This is a genomic window from Pseudomonas sp. Pseusp18 (genome assembly GCF_059506005.1).
The window spans coordinates 1,483,800-1,507,652 of the sequence record NZ_CP169240.1; the positions used below are offsets into that span (position 1 = coordinate 1,483,800).

Below are 23,853 nucleotides of genomic sequence, written 5' to 3' on the forward strand. Positions count from 1 at the left end.
TTTGCAAAATCGAAGAAAGTGCTGCAGCCCGCGATATACGCGACATTCAGTCGCAGGCTGTTGAGTTTCATGACAAATGTTTCATGCTTTCAGGGCCGTTCGGCCGTACATAAAACCTGGCCAAAAAAAACGCCCCGAACCAGTCGGGGCGTTTTTATGTGTGGCGTAGGCGGGGTATTACTTACCCTGCCAGCGCTTCAGTACCAGCGTGGCGTTGGTGCCACCGAAGCCGAAGCTGTTGCTCATCACGGTGTTGATGGTGGCGTCTTCGCGAGTCTTGGTCAGGATTGGCATGTCTGCCACTTCCGGGTCCAGTTCGTCGATGTTGGCGGAACCCGCCATGAAGTTGCCTTCCATCATCAGCATGCAGTAGATCGCTTCGTGAACGCCGGCGGCGCCCAGGGAGTGACCCGACAGGCTCTTGGTGGAGCTGATGGCCGGAGCCTTGTCGCCGAACACTTCACGCACACCTTTCATTTCCATCACGTCGCCGACCGGAGTCGAGGTGCCGTGGGTGTTCAGGTAGTCGATCGGTGCGTCAACGGTGGACATGGCCATCTGCATGCAGCGGATGGCGCCTTCGCCGCTTGGGGCGACCATGTCGTAGCCGTCGGAGGTCGCGCCGTAGCCAACGATTTCCGCGTAGATCTTCGCGCCGCGGGCCAGAGCGTGTTCCAGCTCTTCGACCACGACCATGCCGCCACCGCCGGCGATGACGAAACCGTCACGCTTGGCGTCGTAGGCACGGGAAGCTTTATCCGGGGTTTCGTTGTACTGGCTGGACAGGGCGCCCATGGCGTCGAACAGGAACGACTGGCTCCAGTGCTCTTCTTCACCGCCGCCGGCGAATACGATGTCCTGCTTGCCCATCTGGATCTGTTCCATGGCGGTACCGATGCAGTGAGCACTGGTGGCGCAGGCAGAAGCGATGGAGTAGTTCAGGCCCTTGATCTTGAACGGGGTGGCCAGGCAAGCGGAAACTGTGCTGCTCATGGTCCGCGTTACGCGGTATGGGCCGACGCGCTTGACGCCTTTCTCGCGCAGGATGTCCAGCGCTTCCATCTGGTTCAGCGTGGAGGCGCCACCGGAACCGGCGATCAGGCCGGTACGCGGGTTGGAAACTTGCTCTTCGGTCAGACCGGAGTCTGCGATGGCATCTTTCATGGCCAGGTAGGCGTAAGCCGCCGCGTGGCCGACGAAGCGATAGATCTTGCGATCGATCAGCTCTTCGAGGGGAAGGTCAATGGAGCCGGAAACCTGGCTACGCAGACCCATTTCGGCATATTCCGGGTTGAACCGGATGCCAGGGCGGCTTGCACGCAGGTTAGCGGAGACGGTCTCTTTGTCATTGCCCAGGCACGAAACGATGCCCAGACCAGTGATAACGACGCGGCGCATGCGGATAACCCTTAGAAGTTGTCAGTGGAGGTGAAAACGCCGACCCGAAGGCCTTCGGCGGTATAGATTTCGCGGCCGTCGACAGTCACGGAACCGTCGGCGATGGCCATGTTCAGTTTGCCTTTGAGGACGCGTTTGATATGGATGTTATAGGTGACTTTCTTGGCGGTCGGCAGTACCTGACCGAAGAATTTCACTTCGCCCGAACCCAGGGCGCGACCGCGGCCCGGCAGGCCTTGCCAGCCGAGGAAGAAACCGACCAGTTGCCACATGGCATCGAGGCCCAGGCAGCCCGGCATCACCGGATCACCTTCGAAATGGCAGCCGAAGAACCACAGGTCAGGAGTGATATCCAGCTCGGCGACCAATTCACCTTTGCCGTACTTGCCACCCTCTTCGGAGATCAGGGTGATGCGATCGACCATCAGCATGTTCGGGGCGGGCAGTTGCGCGTTACCCGGGCCGAACAGCTCACCACGACTGCAGCGCAGCAGGTCTTCCCGAGTAAAGGCGTTTTGTTTGGTCATGCGAGCTCCTCAATAGTCCATGCGGCAGGGGGGCGAATCTTCCCGGCCGATCGAAGCGTTCATGCCTCGAGTCAGCAGCCTACTCATAGACTATTGCGTTGTAGTGAAAGTCACAGCACCAAGGACATGAATGTACACTTGTGCACTGAAATTATTATTCAAGCCCCTTTTAGGGCCTGTTCGGGTGCCTAAGACTGCCGCACTTTCGTCTTTCACGCCAGTCGCAGATCGTCGAAAGGCCTGCACTACTGCACCCAACGCTGCAGAATTTGCTGCAGATCAGTGCGTTTAAAGGGCTTGGCCAGGTAATCGTTCATTCCCGCGGACAAACAGGCTTCACGATCGCCCTGCAAGGCGTTGGCCGTCAGGGCAATGATCGGCACGTCAGCGCAGCCGGGCAGTTGGCGAATCTGTCGGGTGGCCTCGTAGCCGTCAATGACCGGCAGTCGGCAATCCATCAGAATCGCTTCGAAAATCAGGCTCTCGGCGCTGCGCACCGCTTGTGCACCATCGGTGACGACGCTGACAGTAAAGCCCAGGCTGCGCAACATTGCTTCGACGACGGTGCGGTTGACCGGGTTGTCTTCCACCAGCAACACATTGCGACCTTCGCCGTGGCCATTGCCGGTATGTACTCGCGGCGTCAGCACCGGCAACGACTGCTTATACAGCGCCAAAGGAATTTCCAGGGTGAACACCGAGCCGACGCCTTCTTCGCTCTGAGCACGCAAGGTGCCGCCCATTCGTTCTGCCAGGGTGCGGGCAATCGGCAACCCCAGCCCGGTGCCACCGTAACGTCTTGAAATAGTACTGTCGGCCTGCTGGAACGCGTTGAACATCAATTCCAGGCTTTCGGCCGGGATGCCGATCCCGCTGTCGCGCACGGTGCAGGTGAACCACAGCAATTCGTGATCCAGCGACTGCCACTGCGGTTCGATCGTGACGCGGCCCCGTTCGGTAAATTTCAGCGCATTGCCCACCAGGTTGACCAGGATCTGCCGGATCCGCGTCGGGTCGCCCTGAACCTGCAGGGCGCGCATGTCCTCGGGGATCTGCAGTTGCAGGTCAAGCCCGCGTTGCACTGCGCTGTGCTGGAACGACTGGGCGCAACTGGTGATCAGGTCCGCGAGGTTGAATGCAATGTGCTCCAGCTCCAGTTCCGAGCGTTCGATGCGCGAGAAGTCGAGAATGTCGTTGATCACTTTGAGCAGGTGTTCAGTCGATTCAGAAGCCAGCGCGGCGTACTCGATCTGTTCCTCGGTCATCGCGGTGGTTTCCAGCAGTTGCAGCATGCCCAGCACGCCATTCATCGGCGTGCGCAGCTCATGGCTCATCATCGCCAGGAAATCGGATTTGGCGTTGTTGGCCTTTTCCGCTTCCTCTCGGGTCTGGATCAATTGCGCCATGGCCTGATGCTGTTCGCGGCTGGCTTGTTCAAGGCCCTGGGCAAGGTTGTTGATGTGTTGCGACAGGGCGCCCAGTTCGGCGTCATCGACAATCGGCAGGGGCGTTTTGTAGTCGCCTTTCTGGATCGCCTTGACCGCATTGCCGATGTCGTGGATCGGTTGCGACAGGCTGCTGGCCAGACGCCGAGCCAGCAGAAAGGTAAACAGCAGGGCGAACAGGGCCAGGATCCCGGCCTTGAACAGGATTTCCTGCTGGCGCTGGTTGAAGGCGTCATTGGACAGACCGACGATCACCCGGCCCAGGTAATCCTCTCCCGGCTTCGTGGGGGCGGTGCGGCTGTTCTGGAAGAAGTCGTTGTTGAGCGCGATGCGTTGCAGCCGCACCGGTGCCTGGAACACTTCGACCTGGTGCGAACGATTGTGGGTTTCCGACGGTTGTTCGACGTACACCAGAACCCGGTTGGTGCTGTCCTGAACCTCCAGAAAACGCACATTGGGCGTGGCCAGGGTGGCTTTGAGCAAACTCTCGAGCACGTCGTTATTACCCGAGATCACCCCGTATTCGGTGGCCGGCGCCAGTTGGTTGGCGATCAGTTGACCAGTGTGGTTGAGTTCCTGGCGCAGGTCCTGGATTCGCACGAAGGTGAAGAAACTGATCAACAGCAACGTCAGCAGCAGCGCCGGGCCGAGGCTGATGATCTGGGTACGGGTATTGATGTCCCAACCGCTATGGAAGGTCATGGGCGATGTTCTCCTTCGGCCAGCTGTGTTGCGACAGAGGCTTCATTCATCGGTTCAATGCTTAATGAACGAGCCACTTGCGGGTTGCTCAAGACCTTGAAGTGCTGCGGATAAAGGGTGCGCGGCCAGGTGCTGGAGGGGCGGTCGAGCAGTTCGTCGAGAATCTTCAGCCAATCGCTCTGGTCGCTGTAGGTGCTGGCGAGGCTGCCCGCCCTGACGAAGGCGGCATTGGGGCCGATCAGCGGCAGCTGCCGTGCATAGCTGCTGAGCAGCAGGTTTTTCACGGTTTTGGGGTTGTACAGATCAGGATCATCCAGGCCCAGCAGCACATCGCTGTTTTTCAGCAGGGCCTGCAACGGGCGACTGTCATTGGTGTTGTCCCAGCGCTCGGTGACCACCTCAAGGCCCAGGGGCAGGGCAGCCTGATGCAGTTCCTTCAGCAGGAATTCGCTGTGGCTGTCGAAAAGCACGCCGACCCGTCGAGCCTCGGGCAGGACGAGTCGGGTCAGGCGCAATTGTCGATCCAGCGGCGGATCGCTCCAGAGCAGGCTCAGGTGCGGTGGCGAAACATCGCCAAAGCGTTGGTGGGCTTGCAGACGGCTGATGCGCAGCACCAGCGTTGCCGGGCCTTGGGCGTCTTGCAGGCGCCAGTCGAGGCTTTGCAAGTCGAGCAGAATCAGGCGGGTGCCGGTGGGCAGTTGATTTGGCGCCGGCAGGCTGGCGACCGGTTGGAAACGCACGCTGTCTGTGGGGCGCAACTCGCTCAGGGCCTGGACGAAAGACTGCACGCCTGGGCTGTCTTCGGCGCCGGTCAGCAGAATGTCGGCGGCCCGGGCCGGCAGAGTGCACAGCAGCCCGGCAAACACCAGGCACAATCCGGCCAGCAGGCGGCCAAGAGTTGGCGTCTTCCGTGACGGGCAATACGGCATCTTAAAACTCCAGCTCCGCGCTGAAGTAGAGCACTCGGCGTTCGTCGTAGTTGTTGTCGACGAAAGTGGTGGGCTGATTGTCGAGGCGTTGCTGGAGGATCCCGGCCAGCTCCAGATTGGCCTTGCCCAGGCCGATGCGTTTGGCGATGCGGGTGTCGACCCGTTCGAAGCGGTAACCGTTGAGGGCGTCGGCGCCATAGTAGAAGAGCGCACTGTTCCAGCCCTGGCCCCAGTTGCGCAGCCAACCGGCGGAACCGCTGTTGCGCGCCGTTTGTTGTGCATCCAGCGGGTTGCTCGCCTCGGCATAGACATAGGCGTACGTCAGGCGCAGACGATCGGTGCTGCTGACGCGCCAGTCCAGTTGGGTTTCCGTCCCCGAGAATCGTGAGCTGTTCGAGTTGCTGGCAATGTACTGATTGTTGCGCAGCGGTTCGCTGATCATGCCGTTGATTTCGTCGTAGAACAGCTTCACATCGACCGTCAGTCCCCAGTCTGTGAAGTAGCCGTTGTAGCCCAATTCCCGGGAGCGCATGCGTTCCTGTTCGAGGTCACCCGGGCCACGGGTCCTGACGAAATAGCGGGCGCTGGTCTGGCCATAGGCACTAGGTTGCAAGTTGGTCACCTGGTAACTCCAGTTGACGCTGTTCTCGAACATGTCCGGCGAGCGGACGGCTTCTGAATACACCGCGCGCAAACCGTGGCGCGGGTTGATCAGATAGTTGACCGCCACCCGCGGGGTCAGCGAGCTGCCAGTCAATTGCGTGTCTTCGAACATCGCCCCGCCCTGCAGCAACCAGTGCTCGGTGGCGCGCCACTCGAGTTGGCCGAACGCCCGCCAGGTGGTGTCGTCGAGCGTGCCATTGAAGTAGGTCTCGGAATCGGCCCGGTCGTAACGATAGTTCATGCCGCTGACCAGCCGCAGCGTGTCGGACAGGCTGAGGGTGTCTTGCAGTTCGAGGTCGTAGCGCGACTCTCGGGCACTCTGGTCGATGTCGCCGCACAGCGTTTTGTTCGCGCCGTTTCGCCATTGCGCCAGAACCTGATTGGCCAGGTCTTGTTCTGCCGCTGTACCGGGGGGCGCGCCGGTGAATCGAGCGATGTTGCGCGCCAGGCGTTCGGTGTAATTGGGATTGAGCTGCCAAAGTTGGGTCAGCTCCGGGCTGAACGAGATTTCGGCATCGCAGGCACGCCAAGTCTGCTGACGATCCCAGTGTTGCGCCGAGCCTTGAATATAAAGGCTGTGATCAGGATTGATGTCCAGGTTCCAGCGCAGCGAGCCGGCGTAGTCCTTGGCGATGACGTCGGAATTGTTCCCAGCGGCGGTAATCCCTGAGAACACTGGGCGGTAGGTATAGGGCCGCTGGTTGGTCCCGTCCTTGGCGTTCAGTTGCCAATCGATGCTCTGATTCTCATTGAGCGTCTGGCTGACGGCGAGGCTGAAGCGATTCAAGCGACGGTTGTCGCGATAATCGGCGCCGGTGCGGTCCGAGTCGAACCCATCGTCTTGTTGGCCGGATAGTGACAGGCGCAAGTCGCCGCTGTCCCAGCCCATACCCTGGCTGGCGTAGAAATCGTTGATGCCGCGTTGGCCTCGGGTGATTTTCAGCCGCGTGCCGTGGCTGTCGGCCGGTTTGCGGGTGATGATATTGACCACCGCCATCAGCGCGTTGGCGCCGTAGCTGACGGTGTTCGGGCCACGGAAAACCTCGATGCGCTCGATGTCTTCCATGGCCACCGGAATATCACTCCAGTCCACCGTGGCCAGGCCCGCGCGGTACACCGAGCGGCCGTCGATCAGCACTTGCATGCGCCGCGCTTCGCTGGCGTTGGTGCCGTGGTAGTTCACCGCTGCCTGGTTGCCGCTGATATTGCCGACCATCATCCCCGGCACCAGCCGCAGCAACTCGCTGATGTCCCGCGCGCCGCTGGCGTTGATCAGTTCGCTGTCGATCACCGTCATGCTGCCCGGCACGGCCGCCGGCGACTGCTTCAGGCGCGTCGCGGTGAGCACTTGCGGCAACGGATCGTTGTCCAGGAACAGGTCGTCGGCCAGCAAAGGCGAGCTGAAAAACAGCGCCAGCACCAGTGGCGAGCGAGGAGAGGGAGAGCCAAAAGACACGGCACGGCCTTGATAGCGATTAATTGGCGCGCATGTTAACCGAGCGCAATGACTTTTCCAGTCACGTTGTGGGCATTTTCCTCGGTTTTCTTGGTCTTCTTCCTACAAGTGCCGGTAATTGATGTCGGGGCTGGCCGCCACTGGGCCGCTCCGTATAATGCGGGCATCGCCACTGGTATGGATTAACGGATTGCATATGACTGAACAGCGCCCAATTGCGGTCCTGGGAGGCGGAAGTTTTGGTACCGCCGTGGCTAATCTGCTGGCCGAGAACGGGCATCAGGTCCGTCTGTGGATGCGTGACCCCGAGCAGGCGGAGGCCATTCGGGTCGATCGCGAGAACCCGCGTTACCTCAAAGGCATCAAGATTCTTGCTGCGGTGGAGGCGGTCACAGACCTGCAAGCCACGCTGGAGGCCTGCGACCTGTGCTTCGTCGCGCTGCCCTCCAGCGCACTGCGCTCGGTGCTGGCGCCTTACGCTCAGCTTTTGAGCGGCAAAATGCTGGTGAGCCTGACCAAAGGCATCGAAGCCCATACGTTCAAGCTGATGAGCCAGATTCTTGAAGACATCGCCCCGCAAGCGCGCATCGGCGTGCTGTCGGGGCCGAACCTGGCCCGTGAAATCGCCGAACACGCGCTGACCGCCACGGTGGTCGCCAGCGAAGACGAAGACCTTTGCCAGCAGGTCCAGGCCGCGCTGCATGGCCGGACCTTTCGCGTGTACGCCAGCGCCGACCGCTTTGGCGTGGAGCTGGGCGGGGCGCTGAAAAACGTCTACGCCATCATCGCCGGCATGGCGGTGGCGTTGGGCATGGGCGAGAACACCAAGAGCATGCTGATCACCCGGGCGCTGGCGGAAATGACCCGCTTCGCGGTGAACCAGGGCGCGAACCCGATGACGTTCCTGGGGTTGGCGGGCGTCGGCGACTTGATCGTCACCTGTTCGTCGCCGAAAAGCCGCAACTATCAGGTCGGATTTGCCCTCGGCCAGGGCTTGAGCCTGGAGGATGCGGTGACGCGTCTGGGCGAAGTGGCCGAAGGCGTGAACACCCTCAAGGTGCTCAAGGCCAAGGCTCAGGAGGTCGGCGTGTATATGCCGCTGGTCGCCGGATTGCACGCGATCCTGTTCGAAGGGCGCACGCTGGATCAGGTGATTGGGTTGTTGATGCGTGGCGAACCGAAAACCGACGTGGACTTTATTTCCCCCAGTGGTTTCTAAGCACTTAACCGATACGAGCAGGGAGCGAGACAGACATGAACGATCCGAAAGTAGAAGGCAAATACGAATCCATCCTGCTTCGAGTGCTGTGGATGATTGTCTATGTGCTGGTCTGGCAAGTGGCGCAATTGATCCTCGGCGCGGTGGTGCTGGTGCAGCTGATCTATCGTTTGATATATGGCGCACCGAGCGCCAGCCTGATGAATTTCGGCGACAGCCTGAGCCAGTTTCTGGCGCAGATCGGTCGTTTCGGCAGCTTTCACAGCGACCAGAAGCCCTGGCCGTTCGCCGACTGGCCAGCGCCGCGTACACCGGAAGGTGAAGCCCCGCACGTTGTGGCGCCGGCGCCGCATCCGGCCCGAGATGAGGAACCGAAACTATGAAACTCTGGGTATTGCGTCATGGTGAAGCCGAACCTCACGGTACCCGCCCGGACTCCGAGCGGGCCCTGACCGATAAGGGGCGCAAAGAGGTGAAGCGCATCGCGGCCAAATTGAAGGGCAAACACCTGACTGCCATTTATGCCAGCCCTTACCTGCGAGCACAGGAGACCGCAATGCTGGTGCGTAAGGAACTGGGTTTTGCACCGGAGATTCGCACCGTCGAATGGCTGACGCCCGACAATAATCCGCAAGCGGTGGCGGAGCAGTTGGTTTCCGTGGATCACGCGCTACTGGTCAGCCACAACCCGCTGGTCGGTAACCTGCTGGGCTATTTGCAGCATGGTCACGTGCAAGACCCGGAGCGAGTCGGCACCGCCGGGCTGGCGGAGCTTGAGGGCGAAGAACTGCTGGTCGGGGCGATGAAGCTCAACGGCATCAAAACCCCATAAAAGCAACAGATCGCAGCCTGCGGCAACTCCTACAGGGGAATCACGTACACCCGTGAAACATCGGACGGACACATATTCCGTAGGAGCTGCCGAAGGTTCGGGCCGCGTTCGGACGATCTGTTGATCTTCGCTCCACCCGCAAATAGTCAACCAAGCACTTGCTTGGTTGACTACGCTTGCTCCAGACCAAAAAAGGGAGCAAGTCGCATGTCTGCTGCTTTTCGTTTGCCACTGGACGTCTTCTACGAGCGCGAAGCCCGTCATCCGCGCCAGCGCTTTCTGGTTCAGCCGACAGGGGGCGGCCAGGTCGAGACGCTGACCTGGGCCGACGTCGGTCACCAGGCGCGCTGTGCCGCCCACTGGCTGCGGGCTCGCGAATTGCCGCAAGGCAGCCACATCGCATTGATCTCGAAAAACTGTGCCCACTGGATCATCGCCGACCTGGCGATCTGGATGGCCGGGCATGTCTCGGTGCCGCTGTACCCCAATCTGACCGCCGAATCCGTGGCTCAGGTACTTGATCATTCTGAAGCTGCACTGGCGTTCATCGGCAAGCTGGATGACTGGCCGGGCATGTCCGTCGGGATTAGGCCTGACCTGCCGACCATCAGCCTGCCGCTGTGCCCGGCCGGCACCTTCGATTTCAGCTGGGCCGACCTGCAACGCAGCTCACCGATTCAGGACGACCCCAAACCCGCCGCCGATCAACTGGCGACCATCATTTACACCTCCGGCACCACGGGCCAGCCCAAAGGCGTGATGCACAGTTTCGGCACGCTGGGATTTGCCACCACCCATGGCACCCGGTTGTTCGGCTTGAATGAGTCGGATCGCCTGCTGTCCTACCTGCCGCTGTGCCATGTCGCCGAACGGATGTTCGTCGAGTTGGCAGCGATCTACACCGGGCAAACGGTGTTTTTCGCCGAGAGCCTCGACACCTTCCTCACCGATTTGCAGCGTGCCCGACCGACCGCGCTGTTCGGCGTGCCACGCATCTGGACCAAATTCCAGATGGGCGTGTACAGCAAGATCCCGGCAAAACGCCTCGACTTCCTGCTCGGCCTGCCTTTCATCGGTAAACGGGTAGGGCACAGAGTCCTCGCCGGGCTGGGGCTGGACGCTTTGCGCATCGCCTTGTCCGGCGCGGCGCCAGTGCCGCAGACCTTGTTGAGCTGGTATCGAAAACTGGGGCTGGACGTGCTGGAGGTGTACGGCATGACCGAAAGTTGCGGTTACTCTCACATCGGTCTGCCCGGTCAAAACAACCCCGGCTGGATCGGCAAGCCATGCCCGGAGGTCGAAGTACGGGTTGAGCCATCAGGTGAAGTGCTGGTGCGCAGCGGCGCGACCATGCTCGGCTATTTCAAGGAACCGGGGAAAACCGCCGAAACCCTCACCGAGGACGGTTTCCTGCGCACCGGTGACAAGGGTGAGGAAGACGCCGAAGGCAACCTGCGCCTGACCGGGCGCCTGAAGGAAATTTTCAAGACCAGCAAAGGCAAATACGTGGCCCCGGCGCCAATCGAGAATCGTCTGGCGGTGCATTCGCGGATCGAACAAGTGTGCGTGGTCGGCGATGGCTTGAGCGCGCCACTGGGGTTGTGCGTGTTGTCGGCGGTCGGTCAGCAGGACGCCAGCGGGACGGCGAGGGCGGGTTTGCATTCAAGCCTGGAACAACTGCTGGAGGAGGTCAACGGCGTCCTCGACAGGCATGAACGCTTGCGTCGGCTGGTGGTGGTCAAGGACAGTTGGGCGGTGGAAAACGGCTTCCTGACACCGACCCTGAAGATCAAGCGCAACATGATTGAAGCAGCTTACGGTGCGCGCTTCGAAGAATGGAGCGCGCGCAGCGAGGCGGTGCTGTGGCAGGATTGAGTCACGAACAACTCCAACAAAGGAACGCAACGATGAGTCTGTGGCGCACCACTCCCAACGTCGAGCAGTTGAACGCTATCCAGAAAAACACCATCGGCGAAGTGCTGGATATTCGCTTCGAAGCTTTCGATGACGAGTCCCTGACCGCGAGCATGGTCATCGACCACCGTACGCACCAGCCTTATGGCTTGCTGCACGGCGGCGCTTCGGTGGTGCTGGCCGAAACCGTTGGCTCGATGGCCAGTTTCCTGTGCATAGACGCCAGCAAGTTTTATTGCGTGGGCCTGGAAATCAATGCCAACCATTTGCGCGGTCTGCGCAGCGGGCGGGTGACGGCGGTGGCCAAGGCGATTCACATCGGGCGCACCACCCATGTCTGGGATATTCGCTTGACCAGTGATGAGGGCAAGGCCAGTTGTGTGTCGCGCCTGACCATGGCGGTGGTGCCGTTGGGGGAGAAACCGCCGGCGCGATGAGTTTCGGCATGCTCTGTGTAGCAGCTGGCGAAGCCTGCGTTCGGCTGCGCAGCAGTCGTAAATCCTGCCATCTCAATCTTCCTGAAACACCGCGGTGAATGGTCTAACGACTGCTGCGCAGCCGAACGCAGCCTTCGGCAGCTGCTACAAGGCGGTCTATTCTTCTGCATCCCTATAGCTTTGACCCGACTGTCATCATTCCTGTCAGTTACGGTCATTGCTGTAGGACACGGTCTTACGGACAATCAACCTCTGTTTTTTGCACATGGATCTGCCGGTATGTCGCAACAGATATTTTTCGCCCACGCCAATGGCTTTCCTTCGGGGACCTACAGCAAGTTGTTCGCGGCGCTGGCGCCGGAGTACCGGGTGGCGCATCTGGAGCAGCACGCCCATGACCCGCGTTTCCCGGCGGACGATAACTGGAACAATCTGGTGGATGAGCTGATTCATCACCTCAAGCAACAGCCGGAACCGGTCTGGGGCGTCGGCCACTCTTTCGGCGGCGTGCTGCACCTGCACGCCGCGTTGCGTTGCCCTGAGTTGTACCGCGGCGTGGTCATGCTCGATTCACCAGTGCTGACCCGCACCGATCAATGGGTAATCCGTGCCGCCAAACGCTTCGGTTTTATCGATCGCCTGACCCCGGCCGGTCGCACGTTGGGGCGACGGGAAGAGTTCGCCGATCTGGAGGCGGCCCGTCTGTATTTCGCCGGTAAAACCCTGTTTCGTGGCTTCGACCCGGAATGCTTCGAAGCCTATCTTCAACATGGTTTGCAAAAGGTCGGCGACAAGCTGCGTCTGCGTTTCGACCCGGCTACGGAAATCAGCATCTACCGCGGCGTACCGCACACCAGCCCTGGCCGCGCGCGGCAGTTGAAAGTGCCGCTGGCAGTGGTTCGCGGACACAAGAGCCGCGTGGTGATGCGTCATCACGCCCGATCCGTCGGGCGCATGCCGCTGGGCGAGTCCTTGACCCTGCCCGGTGGCCACATGTTTCCCCTCGAACGTCCACAAGACACGGCCACGCTGCTGAAGAACCTGTTCAGTCGTTGGGACAGTCGCCGCCAACAGGATTGCGCATGAACAGTGTCGTCGAAGAAGTTCGCCTGAGCCTGCCGCACATCGAGTTGGCGGCACACCTGTTCGGTCCCGAGGACGGCTTGCCGGTGATTGCCTTGCACGGCTGGCTGGACAATGCCAACAGCTTTGCCCGGCTGGCGCCGAAGCTCAACGGCTTGCGCATCATCGCGCTGGACATGGCCGGGCACGGTCACTCGGGGCATCGGCCGAACGGCGCCGGTTACGCGCTGTGGGACTATGCCCACGACGTGCTGCAAGTGGCCGAGCAGTTGGGATGGAAGCGGTTTGCGCTGCTGGGGCATTCCCTGGGGGCGATCGTCTCGCTCGTGCTGGCCGGGTCGTTGCCGGAGCGGGTGACTCACCTGGCGTTGATCGACGGCATCATTCCTCCTACAGACAAAGGCGAAAACGCTGCCGAACGCATGGGCATGGCCCTGCAAGCTCAGCTGGATCTGCGGGAAAAACGCAAACCGGTCTACAACACCCTCGACCGGGCCATCGAAGCGCGCATGAAAGGCTTGGTGGCGGTCAGTCGCGAAGCCGCCGAACTGCTGGCCCAGCGCGGCTTGATGCCGGTGCCGGGCGGTTATACCTGGCGCACCGACAACCGCCTGACGCTACCGTCGCCGCTGCGTCTGACCACTGAGCAGGCGATGGCTTTCGTCCAGCGCGTCAGTTGTCCTGCACACCTGGTGGTCGCGGCTGACGGCATGCTCGCCAAACATCCCGAGTTGCTGGAACGTCTACCCTTTAGCCATGAACAGTTGCCTGGCGGCCATCACTTGCACCTCAATGACGAACCCGGTGCCGGTCTTGTCGCAGACTGTTTCAATCGGTTCTTCGCCGTTCCTTGACTTGCGTCGGGCAACTGTCGAGGCTGGGCGGGTTGAAATGGGAGACAACCATGATAGATCTGTACACCGCTGCGACCCCGAATGGCCACAAGGTCTCTATCGTGCTCGAGGAACTCGGCCTGCCCTACACGGTGCATGCCTTGAGTTTCGACAAAAAGGAACAGAAGTCCGAGGAGTTCCTCAAGATCAATCCCAATGGCCGGATTCCGGCGATTGTCGACCGCGCCAATGGCGATTTCGCCGTGTTCGAGTCCGGCGCGATCCTGATTTACCTCGCCGAGATGACCGGCAAACTGCTGCCCCAGGATCCGAAAGGACGCTCGCTGGTGTTGCAGTGGTTGATGTTCCAGATGGGCGGCATCGGCCCGATGCAGGGCCAGGCCAACGTGTTTTTTCGCTATTTTCCGGAAAAACTCCAGGGCGCCATCGACCGCTATCAACATGAAACCCGACGCTTGTATGAAGTGCTCGACACACGTCTGCAAGCCGTGGAGTTTCTGGCGGGCGAGTACAGCATTGCCGACATCGCGACCTTTCCGTGGGTCCGCGGCCACGACTGGTCCGGTGTCTCGGTGGACGGCTTGCCGGCCTTGCAGCGCTGGATAGCCGCCCTCGAGGCGCGCCCTGCGGTGCAGCGCGGTTTGCGGGTGCCGGAGCGCATCGATGATGCCAGCGTCATCAAGGGTGCCCAGGCCATGTTGATCCGATGAGCCTGTCCATGCGTTCACTCACTCTGCTGGCGCTGTGCAGTTTCAGTCCCTGGTTATTGGCCGCTGACATTCCTGGCAGTCAGGACCTGCCTATCGTGCCGCGCATGACCGATGCGCAGATCGTCGACTATCGCCCGACGGTGGAACTCGAGCGGATTTACCCGCTGGGTTCGATCCGCAAGATCAGCGGCCAATTGCGTTTCGACGGCCAGGTCACCGCTCGCGGTCAAACCACCTCGGTCACCTACGAATTGCCACCGGAGCATTCCTCCACCGATGCCTTCACCGCCGCCCGCGAAGCCTTGCAGAAGCAGGGCGCCGAGCTGTTGTTCTGGTGTCAGGCCCGGGATTGTGGGGAAAGCAGCCTGTGGGCCAATGAAGTCTTCGGCAACGCCAAGCTCTATGGCGCCGATAATCAGCAGGCTTATTTGCTGCTGCGTCTGGCGGCCCCTCAAGACAACACGCTGGTGGCGCTTTACAGCATCACTCGCGGTAATCGCAGGGCTTATCTGCACGTCGAACAGTTCAATGCCTCGGCGCCACTGGGTGATTTGCTGCCGACGTCCGCGACGTTGCTGCGCCAGCTCAAAAGCACCGGGAAACTCGATTTCCCCAAACTCGACGGCGTCCCTGACGACACCTGGTTGCGTTTGATTTCTCGCGGCCTGAACCTGGACACCACGCTGCGGGTCAGCATTTCCGGAACCAGTGCCGAAGCCTGGCGCCAGGCGCTGATCGGCCAGGGCGTGCGCACGGCGCGGATGGAAACCGGCAGCGTCGAAGGCTCTGGCCTGCACTTCGAACTGTTGCGATAAGCTTCATTTGGCGAATGCGTTCTGCGCATTTGCCTACTCTTTGCGGACTGACTTTTTTCGGGATCTTACATGGTCAATAACGATCGGCTGTTGGTGCAGATCCTGCTGCTGGTGCTGTTTGGCGCGAGTTTATGGGTAATGGCGCCGTTCTGGTCGGCGCTGTTCTGGGGGGCGGTGCTGGCGTTTGCCAGTTGGCCGTTGATGCGTCTGTTGACCCGTTGGCTCAATGGTCGTGAATCCCTGGCGGCGTTGTTGCTGACGCTCGGCTGGATGCTGCTGGTGGCGGTGCCGCTGGTGTGGCTGGGATTCAACCTGGCGGATCACGTGCGCGATGCCACGGCGTTCATCAAGGATGTGCAGGTCGATGGTCTGCCTGAAGCGCCGGCCTGGGTTGGCGGTATTCCCTTGGTCGGCGAGCGGTTGGTAGGGATCTGGAACAGCATCGATCAGCAAGGTGCGGCGATGATGCTGGCGATCAAGCCCTATCTGGGTCAGGTCGGTAACTGGTTGCTGGCACGCAGTGCGCAGATTGGCGGCGGGATTCTCGAGTTGACGCTGAGTATCGTGTTTGTGTTCTTTTTCTACCGGGACGGGCCGCGTTTGGCGGTGTTTGTCCATGGGTTGCTGGAGCGGCTGATTGGCGATCGCGCCGGGTATTACATCGAACTGGTGGCGGGCACCGTGCAACGGGTGGTCAACGGGGTGATCGGCACAGCGGCGGCGCAGGCGGTGCTGGCGTTGATCGGCTTCCTGATTGCCGGTGTGCCTGGGGCGCTGGTGCTGGGGATCGTGACGTTCTTGCTGAGCCTGATTCCGATGGGGCCGCCATTGGTGTGGATTCCGGCCACGGCGTGGCTGGCCTGGAAGGGTGAGTACGGAATGGCGGTGTTCCTCGGGATCTGGGGCACGTTCATTATCAGCGGGGTCGACAACGTGCTTAAGCCGTACCTGATCAGCCGGGGCGGGAATTTACCGTTGGTGATTGTGCTGCTTGGGGTGTTTGGCGGGTTGATTGCGTTCGGGTTTATCGGCCTGTTCATCGGCCCGACGTTGTTGGCCGTGGCTTACAGCCTGTTGACCGATTGGAGCAAGAGCCAGGCTCGGGTTGAAGATCGCCGGCCCTAAGTTTTTTGTTGGGTCTTAGGGCCGCGAAGTTTTTTGACTCAGGTGGCCACGTTCAGGTGTTTGCCCACGGTCGCCACGTTGTCGAGCGAATACTGCTTGCTCAGGTTGGCGATCATTTTGTTCAGGGCTTCGGTCACGTTGAACTGATGGGTGGAGCTGTCGGAGTTCTGCTCGCGGCCGGCTTGCAGGACGGCTTTCAGTTCATCGCTGCTGACGCCACCGCTGCTGTCGCTATCGAGTACTTTGAGCAACGCGGCGCTGGTGTCGGTGGAGGTCGACGAAGTGCTGTCGCTTGCCTGCAACGCGCTGCTCAGTTCCGTGGCCGTGACACTGCCATCGCTGTCGGTATCGAGTTGGCTGAACAGCTCTTCGCTGGACATCTGCTGAGGTGGAGGTGGCGGCGGGGTCAGGCTGGCGGCGAGTTCGTCCTGGCTGACGGTGCCGTCTTCATTCTTGTCCAGGGCCGAGAAGATTTTCGAGCTGTCGGCCGTGCTGCCGGCACTGGTCAGGCCATTGCTCAGCTCATCGCTGTTGATGGCGCCGTCGCCGTCTTTGTCCAAAGCGCTGATCAGCGCATCGGCCAGCTCGGTGTTCGGTGCCTGATCGTGCGGCGGTGGCGTCGGAGGGGCCATCGCGGCCATCTCTTCGCTGCTCAGGCTGCCGCTTTTGTCGCTGTCCAGGTCGCTGAAGTTCTTGCTCAGGCTGACCAGCAGACCATCGTCGTTTTTCTGCGACAGGGCGCTCTTGAGCTCATCCTGATCCACCGCACCGTCGCTGTTGTTGTCGAGTTTGGCGAGCAGTTCTTTCTGGAATTGCTGGCTACGGGCGCTGTTGGTGGCGGTACTGCTGGTGCTGGTATAGCTCGTGTAGCTGCTGACACTACCGATCATTGTGCTCACTCCTTGGAATGGGAAACCGGTGGGTGCACCGGCTTATGCAGCCTCAAGGGGCAAGTTGTCGTGGGTATGTGGGATTTGTACCGATGGGTACACACAACTTATCCAGTCAGACCCGGATCCTGTGGGTGCGGGCTTAGACGCGGGGCAGGCGGATGACGGCTGTCAGACCGCCGCCGGGCGTTTCTTCCAGGCTCAACTGCCCGCCCAAACGCTCCGCGGCTTCCCGGGCGATGGTCATGCCCAGGCCGACGCCGCCGGAGTTGCGATTACGCGAACCTTCCAGGCGAAAGAACGGTTCAAACACCGCTTCACGTTTATCCGCCGCGATACCCGGACCATGGTCGATGACCCGGATCACCAGTTGTTCGCGACTGTCCTCAAGCGTGATCAGCGCGTCCCCGGCATAACGCAAGGCATTGTCCAGCAGGTTGTTGATGCACGAGCGCAAAGCCATCGGTTGAACCTGCAGCGGGGCGCAATGGCCGCGGGCCTGGACGTCGGCGCCCTGGTCCTGGGCGTTTTCGCTCAGGGACTCCACCAGCGCCTGCACGTCCATCCATTGTGGCGCCTCGCTGGTGCGCTGTTCGTGCAGGTAGGTGAGGGTGGAATCGAGCATGCCGATCATGTCGTCCAGGTCTTGACGCATCTGACCTTGCAGCTTCTCGTTGTCGATCTGTTCCAGCCTCAGCTTGAGCCGCGACAGCGGTGTGCGCAGGTCATGGGACACCGCACCGAGCATGCGCGAGCGTTGCTGTATTTGTTCAAGAATGCGTTTCTGCATCAGGTTGAAAGTGTGCGCCGCTTGCCGTGCTTCCCGTGGGCCGGACTCATCCAGCGGCGGACTGTCGAGATTTTCACTCAGGCGCTCGGCGGCGTCGCTCAGGCGCTGAATCGGGCGGGTCAATAGCTTGGCGCCGTACCAGGCGGCGATGATCAGCGAGACAAACTGAAAGGTCAGCGGCACCAGCGGCCCGCCGAACCACGGCCGCGGTGGTCGATTGCCGAAACGCGGGTCCATCGGTGGGGGAGGCCCATCGAAGCGCTCGGAAAACCCCGGCGGCGGAGGGGGAGGAGGGGGCGGCCCGTAATGTTTGAACCATAAAAAAGCCAGCAAATGCGCCAGTACGATCGCCACCAACAGCACGCCGAACAGGCGGCCGAACAGCGTATCGAAGCGCGCACGCATCAGCTGATGTCTCGTGCGTCGAACAGATAACCCTCACCGCGAACGGTCTTGATCAACTGCGGGGCTTTCGGGTCGTCGCCCAGTTTCTGGCGCAGGCGCGATACCAACAGATCGATGCTGCGATCAAACGCTTCGATCGAGCGACCGCGAGCGGCGTCCAGCAGTTGTTCGCGGCTGAGTACCCGGCGCGGACGTTCGATGAACACCCAGAGTAAACGGAACTCGGCGTTGGACAGCGGCACCACCAGGCCATCAGCGGCGATCAACTGGCGCAGCACGCTGTTCAGGCGCCAGTTGTCGAAACGGATGTTCGCCCGTTGTTCGGTGCGGTCATCACGTACCCGACGCAGAATGGTCTGAATCCGCGCGACCAGTTCCCGCGGCTCGAACGGCTTGGCCATGTAGTCGTCGGCGCCCAGTTCCAGGCCGATGATCCGGTCGGTGGGTTCGCAGCGGGCAGTGAGCATCAGGATCGGGATGTCCGATTCGGCGCGCAACCAGCGGCACAGTGACAAACCATCTTCGCCCGGCAGCATCAGATCGAGCACCACGACATCGAAATGCTCGGCTTGCAGCGCCTGACGCATGGCGGCGCCATCGGAGACGCCGCTGGCGTGGATATTGAAACGGGCCAGGTAGTCGATCATCAATTCGCGGATCGGGACGTCATCGTCGACGATCAGGGCGCGAATGCTCCAGCGTTTGTCATCGGCCGGCGCTTTTTGATCGTCGTTCAGAGGTGCTGGGGAGTTGTGCATGCGTGCGTTCATCTGCCAGGTAGGCTGCCAACCACAAAGATAGGCTGCGAGGTTGTGGCTTCAGCATAGGCGTCCGGCCGTGAGGCGGGAAGTGCTGTAGGGCTTGTTGCGGCTGACGAGGGTAGCGTTGAAGGGTGTTGTGGGCGTGTCGTGTGTGTATCGGGCTCGACACAATCGCCGCGGCAGCTAGGCTTGCCTGAGCCGCGACGACGAATTACCGATCATCGGGTCCCGCAGCGGCGCTGGTTCCGCTACAATGCGCGCCGATTTCGACTTGCCTGAGAGCCCACTCATGTCCGCCTGCCAGACGCCTATCATCGTCGCCCTGGATTTCCCCACCCGTGACGCCGCACTGAAGCTGGCCGATCAACTGGACCCGAAACTGTGCCGGGTCAAAGTCGGTAAAGAACTGTTTACCAGTTGCGCTTCGGAAATCGTCGGCACCTTGCGCGACAAGGGCTTTGAAGTGTTCCTGGACCTCAAGTTCCACGACATTCCGAACACCACCGCCATGGCCGTCAAGGCGGCTGCAGAAATGGGCGTGTGGATGGTAAACGTGCACTGCTCCGGCGGCCTGCGCATGATGGCCGCCTGCCGCGAAGTGCTCGATCAGCGCAGCGGCCCGAAACCGCTGTTGATCGGCGTGACCGTGCTGACCAGCATGGAGCGTGAGGATCTGGCGGGTATTGGCCTGGACATCGAGCCGCAGGAGCAGGTGCTGCGCCTGGCTGCGCTGGCGGAAAAAGCCGGGATGGATGGTCTGGTCTGCTCGGCCCAGGAAGCCCAGGCTCTGAAAGCCGCTCACCCGTCGTTGCAACTGGTGACCCCGGGGATTCGTCCGGCGGGCAGCGCCCAGGACGATCAGCGCCGCATTCTGACTCCGCGTCAGGCGCTGGATGCCGGTTCCGACTACCTGGTGATCGGCCGTCCGATCAGCCAGGCGGCGGATCCGGCCAAGGCGTTGGCGGCGGTCGTCGCAGAAATCGCTTAAGCGCCACGGACCCTGTGGGAGCGTGCTTGCCCGCTCCCACAGGGTTTTGTGCTCTTTTCAGATATTGAGTTAAACCTTCAACACCAACTTCCCGAAATTCTCGCCGCTGAACAACTTCATCAGTGTCTCCGGGAAGGTCTCCAGTCCCTCGACGATGTCTTCCTTGCTCTTGAGCTGCCCCTTGGCCATCCAGCCGGCCATTTCCTGCCCGGCTGCGGCGAACTGTGCGGCGTAATCCATCACCACGAAGCCTTCCATCCGCGCGCGGTTGACCAGCAAGGCCAGGTAGTTGGCCGGGCCTTTGACCGCTTCCTTGTTGTTGTACTGGCTGATGGCACCGCAAATCACCACCCGTGCCTTCATGTTCAGGCGGCTCAGCACGGCGTCGAGAATATCGCCGCCGACGTTATCGAAATACACGTCGACGCCTTTCGGGCATTCACGCTTGAGGCCGGCGGTTACGTCTTCGTTTTTGTAGTCGATGGCACCGTCAAAACCCAGCTCATCGATCAGGAACTTGCACTTGTCCGCGCCGCCAGCGATGCCGACCACCCGGCAACCTTTGATCTTGGCGATTTGCCCGGCGATGCTGCCCACCGCACCGGCCGCGCCCGACAACACCACGGTGTCGCCGGCTTTCGGCGCGCCGACATCAAGCAGGGCGAAGTAGGCGGTCATTCCGGTCATGCCCAGCGCGGATAAATAACGCGGCAGCGGCGCCAGTTTCGGATCGACCTTGTAGAAACCTCGCGGCTCGCCAAGGAAGTAATCCTGCACACCCAAGGCGCCGTTGACGTAGTCCCCGACAGCAAAGCCCGGATTGTTCGAGGCGATGACTTTGCCTACGCCCAGTGCGCGCATGACTTCGCCAATGCCGACCGGAGGGATGTAGGACTTGCCCTCGTTCATCCAGCCGCGCATGGCCGGGTCCAGGGACAGGTATTCGTTTTTGACCAGGATCTGACCTGCCGCAGGCTCACCGACTGGTACTTCTTGATAGGTGAACGTCTCGCGGGTAGCTGGCCCCACGGGACGTTTGGCGAGCAGGAACTGGCGATTGGTCTGGGTAGTCATGACAGGCACTCAAGGTGAATGAAGTCTTGTTGATAGACCTTCATTGACGATGCTGCAAGGTTGGCTGACACGGCGAATGCACATCGATCCAGTGCAGTGATAGTCAGGGCGGCGGTTCCATCACTGCCACTCATGGGCGCCCAACCGGCCTTCTGATAGTGCTGCCGTGGCATCGGCCCCTGTGGCTAGACTGGGAACTCGCGATCCCCACATTCTTGCCTTCGAGGACATAACAATGAGCATGACGTTTTCCGGCCAGGTCGCCGTTGTGACGGGCGCGGCCAATGGGATTGGCCGCGCAACCGCTTTGGCGTTTGCCGCCGAGGGTTTGAAAGTGGTGGTGGCCGATCTGGACGCGGCCGGTGGTGAAGGCACAGTGGCGCTGATTCGCGCCGCCGGTGGTGAAGCGACCTTCGTGCGCTGCAATGTCACTGTGGAAAGCGATGTAAAAAATCTGATGGACGAGGTCGTGAATGCCTACGGCCGTCTCGACTATGCCTTCAACAATGCCGGCATCGAAATCGAGAAAGGCAAACTGGCCGAGGGCACGGTCGATGAGTTTGACGCGATCATGGGCGTCAACGTCAAAGGCGTCTGGCTGTGCATGAAGTACCAGTTGCCGTTGCTGCTGGCCCAGGGCGGCGGCGCGATCGTCAATACCGCTTCGGTCGCCGGCCTGGGGGCTGCGCCGAAGATGAGCATCTACGCCGCCTCGAAACATGCGGTGATCGGCCTGACCAAGTCAGCGGCCATCGAATACGCCAAGAAAAAGATTCGCGTGAATGCGGTGTGCCCGGCGGTGATCGACACCGACATGTTCCGTCGTGCCTATGAAGCGGACCCGAAGAAGGGCGAGTTCGCCAATGCCATGCACCCGGTCGGACGTATCGGCAAGGTCGAGGAGATTGCCAGCGCGGTGCTGTACCTGTGCAGCGACGGCGCGGCGTTCACCACCGGTCATTCGCTGGCGGTGGATGGTGGGGTTACGGCGTTTTAACTCTTTCCAGGCCGCGATGGTTTGGAATCTGTGGATGTTGTGGGAGCGGGCTTGTGTGGTGAGGGGGCTTGCCCCCGTTGGGGCGCGAAGCGGCCCCCGACGCCCGTCCAGACAGACCGAGTTGTCTGAATTTACGACTGCTTCGCAGCCGAACGGGGGCAAGCCCCCTCGCCACAGAAGCCCGCTCCCATAGTTTTTTCGTTCGGCTCCGGTTCCGTGAAAGCATCGGGCATTGTGTTTCAAATGGTTAGAACCGACGGTTTTGGCGGTTTTGTCGCACATCTTGTCGAGCGCTCCTGTGATTAACTGTTTTGCGCAAAACAGACAGGAGTTTGCTTGCTCATGGAGTTGAGAATCGATCGACAGGCATTGGTGCCGGTCGTGCAGCAAATCGTCGACGCGATGGCCGACTGGCTCCATCGTGGCGAGGTGTCGCCGGGGACGCGTTTGCCTTCCGTGCGGCAAATCGCGCGGATCAATCTGCTCAGCCAATCCAGTGTTGTCGAGGCCTGTGAACGGTTAGTGGCTCAAGGTGTGCTGGCGACGCGTAGCGGGGCGGGTTTCTTTGTCGCGGCAACGAAGCTTGCCGCTCACGGGCAACGGGATTTTTCCTGGTTCGAGGGGGTTGAGCAGCAGAGTGGCGTCGCGGGCGATCTGAAGCTGGGGTGCGGCGGATTACCCGAAAGCTGGCGCGAGACTGACGACCTGAGCTATGCCATACGCCAGGTCAGCCGCACCGATATGGCCGGTTTGTTCAGCTACAGCACACCGCTGGGGCTGCTTGCCCTGCGCCAACAGATCCTCAAGCGGCTGAAACAGCTGGATATCGCGGTGGATGAAAGTCGAATCCTCACCACGGCAGGTGCCAGTCATGGGCTCGACCTGATCGTGCGCACGTTGTTCAAACCGGGCGATTGCGTGGTGGTGGAGAATCCCGGTTATTCGATGCTGTTCGATTTGCTCAGGCTGCACGGGGTCAGCATGATCGAAGTCCCACGAACGCCTCACGGGCCCGACACCGAAGCACTTCAGGCACTGTTGCTGACGTACAAACCCCGTGGCTTGTTCATCAACAGCTTTTATCACAACCCCACCGGCAGCAGTTTGACCTTGGGCGTGGCTCGGCAGGTTCTGCAACTGGCCAAAAACCATGGCGTACTGGTGATCGAAGACGATGTCTATGCGGATTTGCACAGCGGTCCCGGTACGCGTCTTGCGGCACTGGGTATCGATGACAATGTGATCTACGTCGGCAGCTACTCCAAAACCCTCAGCAGTTCGTTGCGGGTCGGCTTTGTCGTGGCGGGTGCCGACGTCATTTCGCGACTGGCCGAGGTCAAGATGATCAGCAGCATGGGCGCTTCACGGTTTTGCGAATCGGTGCTGGCTTCTTTGTTGGCCAGTGGTGCCTATCGCAAATTGGTGCAGCGTCAGCGCCAACGTTTAAGCACCGACAGAGACGCGGCCTTGCAGGTGCTTGAAGACGCGGAATGGGAGGTTTTCGGCAAACCCGCAGGTGGCCTGTTCATCTGGGCGCGATCGCGTAAGTCCGACGCCGTTCAGGTGCAGGTTCAGGCGCGACGCTTCGGCATCCTGCTGTCTTGCGCAACAGCATTCAGCCCCTCCGGCCAGGCCCATGACTGGCAGCGCATCAACGTTGCCTATGCCTGTGATCCCCGCGCGCGGGCATTTTTTCAGGCTACCGCTCGGGATCGACCTCAAACGTTCTGAAAACGACGCTGGCGTAGCTTTTGGCCATTATTCCGACGCCAGAGACTTGTGTTGGCACAAGCCCGTTGCGAATCTGCATCAACAGACAATGGCAGGGGACTAAGCGCA

The 23,853-nt window shown here is 60.8% G+C and carries 22 protein-coding genes; 13 read left to right on the top strand and 9 right to left on the bottom strand.

Features of this window, described 5'->3' with window-relative positions; all coding sequences use genetic code 11:
* Window positions 1-177: 177 nt before the first annotated feature.
* The 5 genes from fabB to ACEN9A_RS06530 all read right to left on the bottom strand — a co-directional run bounded on the left by fabB (window position 178) and on the right by ACEN9A_RS06530 (window position 7,120).
* Window positions 178-1,398 carry a beta-ketoacyl-ACP synthase I gene (gene fabB, locus ACEN9A_RS06510; RefSeq protein ID WP_019650386.1) on the bottom strand — a complete coding sequence of 407 codons (1,221 nt, stop codon included), beginning with the start codon at window positions 1,396-1,398 and terminating at the stop codon, window positions 178-180.
* An 11-nt stretch (window positions 1,399-1,409) separates the two neighbouring features.
* Entirely contained in the window at window positions 1,410-1,925 is a 516-nt protein-coding gene (gene fabA / locus ACEN9A_RS06515; RefSeq protein ID WP_258672743.1) for a 3-hydroxyacyl-[acyl-carrier-protein] dehydratase FabA, read from the bottom strand.
* 245 nt (window positions 1,926-2,170) lie between these two features.
* The gene (locus tag ACEN9A_RS06520; protein WP_258672745.1) at window positions 2,171-4,072 is read right to left on the bottom strand and encodes an ATP-binding protein; all 1,902 of its coding nucleotides are present in this window, start codon (window positions 4,070-4,072) and stop codon (window positions 2,171-2,173) included.
* Window positions 4,069-5,001: an ABC transporter substrate-binding protein gene (locus ACEN9A_RS06525; RefSeq protein ID WP_258672746.1), complete on the bottom strand. Its 933-nt coding sequence runs from the start codon at window positions 4,999-5,001 to the stop codon at window positions 4,069-4,071. The genes ACEN9A_RS06520 and ACEN9A_RS06525 overlap by 4 nt, the downstream gene beginning before the upstream one ends.
* 1 nt (window position 5,002) lies before the next feature.
* On the bottom strand, window positions 5,003-7,120 hold the full coding sequence (locus ACEN9A_RS06530) for a TonB-dependent receptor plug domain-containing protein (RefSeq protein ID WP_258672748.1): 2,118 nt from the start codon (window positions 7,118-7,120) through the stop codon (window positions 5,003-5,005).
* Between the two features lie 196 nt (window positions 7,121-7,316).
* Here ACEN9A_RS06530 and ACEN9A_RS06535 point away from each other — a divergent pair, with 196 nt between their 5' ends.
* From ACEN9A_RS06535 to ACEN9A_RS06580, 10 genes are all read left to right on the top strand, one after another.
* Window positions 7,317-8,339 (top strand): NAD(P)H-dependent glycerol-3-phosphate dehydrogenase, encoded by a 1,023-nt coding sequence (locus tag ACEN9A_RS06535; RefSeq protein ID WP_007937592.1) that lies wholly within the window; start codon window positions 7,317-7,319, stop codon window positions 8,337-8,339.
* Between the two features lie 35 nt (window positions 8,340-8,374).
* On the top strand, window positions 8,375-8,722 hold the full coding sequence (locus ACEN9A_RS06540; RefSeq protein WP_007937595.1) for a DUF4389 domain-containing protein: 348 nt from the start codon (window positions 8,375-8,377) through the stop codon (window positions 8,720-8,722).
* A complete protein-coding gene (gene sixA, locus ACEN9A_RS06545) occupies window positions 8,719-9,171 on the top strand; it encodes a phosphohistidine phosphatase SixA (protein WP_258672750.1) in 453 nt (150 codons plus the stop codon). The genes ACEN9A_RS06540 and sixA overlap by 4 nt, the downstream gene beginning before the upstream one ends.
* Window positions 9,172-9,378: 207 nt before the next feature.
* A complete protein-coding gene (locus ACEN9A_RS06550; protein WP_258672752.1) occupies window positions 9,379-11,046 on the top strand; it encodes an AMP-binding protein in 1,668 nt (555 codons plus the stop codon).
* 32 nt (window positions 11,047-11,078) lie between these two features.
* Complete coding sequence (locus tag ACEN9A_RS06555) at window positions 11,079-11,522, top strand: hotdog fold thioesterase (protein ID WP_258672754.1); 444 nt, start codon at window positions 11,079-11,081, stop codon at window positions 11,520-11,522.
* Between the two features lie 279 nt (window positions 11,523-11,801).
* Entirely contained in the window at window positions 11,802-12,608 is an 807-nt protein-coding gene (locus ACEN9A_RS06560; protein WP_258672757.1) for an alpha/beta fold hydrolase, read from the top strand.
* Window positions 12,605-13,459 carry an alpha/beta hydrolase gene (locus ACEN9A_RS06565; protein ID WP_230174672.1) on the top strand — a complete coding sequence of 285 codons (855 nt, stop codon included), beginning with the start codon at window positions 12,605-12,607 and terminating at the stop codon, window positions 13,457-13,459. The genes ACEN9A_RS06560 and ACEN9A_RS06565 overlap by 4 nt, the downstream gene beginning before the upstream one ends.
* 50 nt (window positions 13,460-13,509) lie before the next feature.
* Window positions 13,510-14,169 (top strand): glutathione S-transferase family protein, encoded by a 660-nt coding sequence (locus tag ACEN9A_RS06570; RefSeq protein ID WP_258672759.1) that lies wholly within the window; start codon window positions 13,510-13,512, stop codon window positions 14,167-14,169.
* Between the two features lie 8 nt (window positions 14,170-14,177).
* A complete protein-coding gene (locus ACEN9A_RS06575) occupies window positions 14,178-14,984 on the top strand; it encodes a DUF4892 domain-containing protein (RefSeq protein WP_258672760.1) in 807 nt (268 codons plus the stop codon).
* Window positions 14,985-15,053: 69 nt separating this feature from the next.
* Complete coding sequence (locus tag ACEN9A_RS06580; protein ID WP_018926272.1) at window positions 15,054-16,109, top strand: AI-2E family transporter; 1,056 nt, start codon at window positions 15,054-15,056, stop codon at window positions 16,107-16,109.
* Between the two features lie 38 nt (window positions 16,110-16,147).
* Here ACEN9A_RS06580 and xopAW read toward each other — a convergent pair whose 3' ends face one another.
* The 3 genes from xopAW to ACEN9A_RS06595 form a co-directional block, all read right to left on the bottom strand.
* Window positions 16,148-16,999: an EF-hand domain-containing protein gene (gene xopAW / locus ACEN9A_RS06585; protein WP_258672761.1), complete on the bottom strand. Its 852-nt coding sequence runs from the start codon at window positions 16,997-16,999 to the stop codon at window positions 16,148-16,150.
* A 142-nt stretch (window positions 17,000-17,141) separates the two neighbouring features.
* Window positions 17,142-18,194, bottom strand: coding sequence for a sensor histidine kinase (locus tag ACEN9A_RS06590; protein WP_258672763.1), 1,053 nt, complete (start codon window positions 18,192-18,194; stop codon window positions 17,142-17,144).
* Window positions 18,194-18,952, bottom strand: a complete 759-nt coding sequence (locus ACEN9A_RS06595; RefSeq protein WP_019581208.1) for a response regulator — start codon at window positions 18,950-18,952, stop codon at window positions 18,194-18,196. The genes ACEN9A_RS06590 and ACEN9A_RS06595 overlap by 1 nt, the downstream gene beginning before the upstream one ends.
* A 292-nt stretch (window positions 18,953-19,244) precedes the next feature.
* On the opposite strand from ACEN9A_RS06595, the gene pyrF reads away from it, so the two are divergent.
* Window positions 19,245-19,943: an orotidine-5'-phosphate decarboxylase gene (gene pyrF, locus ACEN9A_RS06600; protein ID WP_007938741.1), complete on the top strand. Its 699-nt coding sequence runs from the start codon at window positions 19,245-19,247 to the stop codon at window positions 19,941-19,943.
* A 69-nt stretch (window positions 19,944-20,012) separates the two neighbouring features.
* On the opposite strand, the gene ACEN9A_RS06605 is transcribed toward pyrF, so the two are convergent.
* Entirely contained in the window at window positions 20,013-21,017 is a 1,005-nt protein-coding gene (locus ACEN9A_RS06605) for an NADP-dependent oxidoreductase (RefSeq protein ID WP_258672764.1), read from the bottom strand.
* 235 nt (window positions 21,018-21,252) lie between these two features.
* Between ACEN9A_RS06605 and ACEN9A_RS06610 the strand changes: the two genes are divergently transcribed.
* Together ACEN9A_RS06610 and ACEN9A_RS06615 are read left to right on the top strand one after the other, a co-directional pair.
* Window positions 21,253-22,014, top strand: a complete 762-nt coding sequence (locus ACEN9A_RS06610) for an SDR family oxidoreductase (RefSeq protein WP_258672766.1) — start codon at window positions 21,253-21,255, stop codon at window positions 22,012-22,014.
* A 342-nt stretch (window positions 22,015-22,356) separates the two neighbouring features.
* Window positions 22,357-23,745: an aminotransferase-like domain-containing protein gene (locus tag ACEN9A_RS06615; RefSeq protein ID WP_258672767.1), complete on the top strand. Its 1,389-nt coding sequence runs from the start codon at window positions 22,357-22,359 to the stop codon at window positions 23,743-23,745.
* Window positions 23,746-23,853: the final 108 nt, after the last annotated feature.

Coding starts and splice junctions, on each gene's coding strand:
- fabB (WP_019650386.1), bottom strand. CDS start 1,398: ATGCGCCGCGTCGTTATCACTGGTCTGGGCATCGTTTCGTGCCTGGGC.
- fabA (WP_258672743.1), bottom strand. CDS start 1,925: ATGACCAAACAAAACGCCTTTACTCGGGAAGACCTGCTGCGCTGCAGT.
- ACEN9A_RS06520 (WP_258672745.1), bottom strand. CDS start 4,072: ATGACCTTCCATAGCGGTTGGGACATCAATACCCGTACCCAGATCATC.
- ACEN9A_RS06525 (WP_258672746.1), bottom strand. CDS start 5,001: ATGCCGTATTGCCCGTCACGGAAGACGCCAACTCTTGGCCGCCTGCTG.
- ACEN9A_RS06535 (WP_007937592.1), top strand. CDS start 7,317: ATGACTGAACAGCGCCCAATTGCGGTCCTGGGAGGCGGAAGTTTTGGT.
- ACEN9A_RS06540 (WP_007937595.1), top strand. CDS start 8,375: ATGAACGATCCGAAAGTAGAAGGCAAATACGAATCCATCCTGCTTCGA.
- sixA (WP_258672750.1), top strand. CDS start 8,719: ATGAAACTCTGGGTATTGCGTCATGGTGAAGCCGAACCTCACGGTACC.
- ACEN9A_RS06550 (WP_258672752.1), top strand. CDS start 9,379: ATGTCTGCTGCTTTTCGTTTGCCACTGGACGTCTTCTACGAGCGCGAA.
- ACEN9A_RS06555 (WP_258672754.1), top strand. CDS start 11,079: ATGAGTCTGTGGCGCACCACTCCCAACGTCGAGCAGTTGAACGCTATC.
- ACEN9A_RS06560 (WP_258672757.1), top strand. CDS start 11,802: ATGTCGCAACAGATATTTTTCGCCCACGCCAATGGCTTTCCTTCGGGG.
- ACEN9A_RS06565 (WP_230174672.1), top strand. CDS start 12,605: ATGAACAGTGTCGTCGAAGAAGTTCGCCTGAGCCTGCCGCACATCGAG.
- ACEN9A_RS06570 (WP_258672759.1), top strand. CDS start 13,510: ATGATAGATCTGTACACCGCTGCGACCCCGAATGGCCACAAGGTCTCT.
- ACEN9A_RS06575 (WP_258672760.1), top strand. CDS start 14,178: ATGCGTTCACTCACTCTGCTGGCGCTGTGCAGTTTCAGTCCCTGGTTA.
- ACEN9A_RS06580 (WP_018926272.1), top strand. CDS start 15,054: ATGGTCAATAACGATCGGCTGTTGGTGCAGATCCTGCTGCTGGTGCTG.
- xopAW (WP_258672761.1), bottom strand. CDS start 16,999: ATGATCGGTAGTGTCAGCAGCTACACGAGCTATACCAGCACCAGCAGT.
- ACEN9A_RS06590 (WP_258672763.1), bottom strand. CDS start 18,194: ATGCGTGCGCGCTTCGATACGCTGTTCGGCCGCCTGTTCGGCGTGCTG.
- ACEN9A_RS06595 (WP_019581208.1), bottom strand. CDS start 18,952: ATGCACAACTCCCCAGCACCTCTGAACGACGATCAAAAAGCGCCGGCC.
- pyrF (WP_007938741.1), top strand. CDS start 19,245: ATGTCCGCCTGCCAGACGCCTATCATCGTCGCCCTGGATTTCCCCACC.
- ACEN9A_RS06605 (WP_258672764.1), bottom strand. CDS start 21,017: ATGACTACCCAGACCAATCGCCAGTTCCTGCTCGCCAAACGTCCCGTG.
- ACEN9A_RS06610 (WP_258672766.1), top strand. CDS start 21,253: ATGAGCATGACGTTTTCCGGCCAGGTCGCCGTTGTGACGGGCGCGGCC.
- ACEN9A_RS06615 (WP_258672767.1), top strand. CDS start 22,357: ATGGAGTTGAGAATCGATCGACAGGCATTGGTGCCGGTCGTGCAGCAA.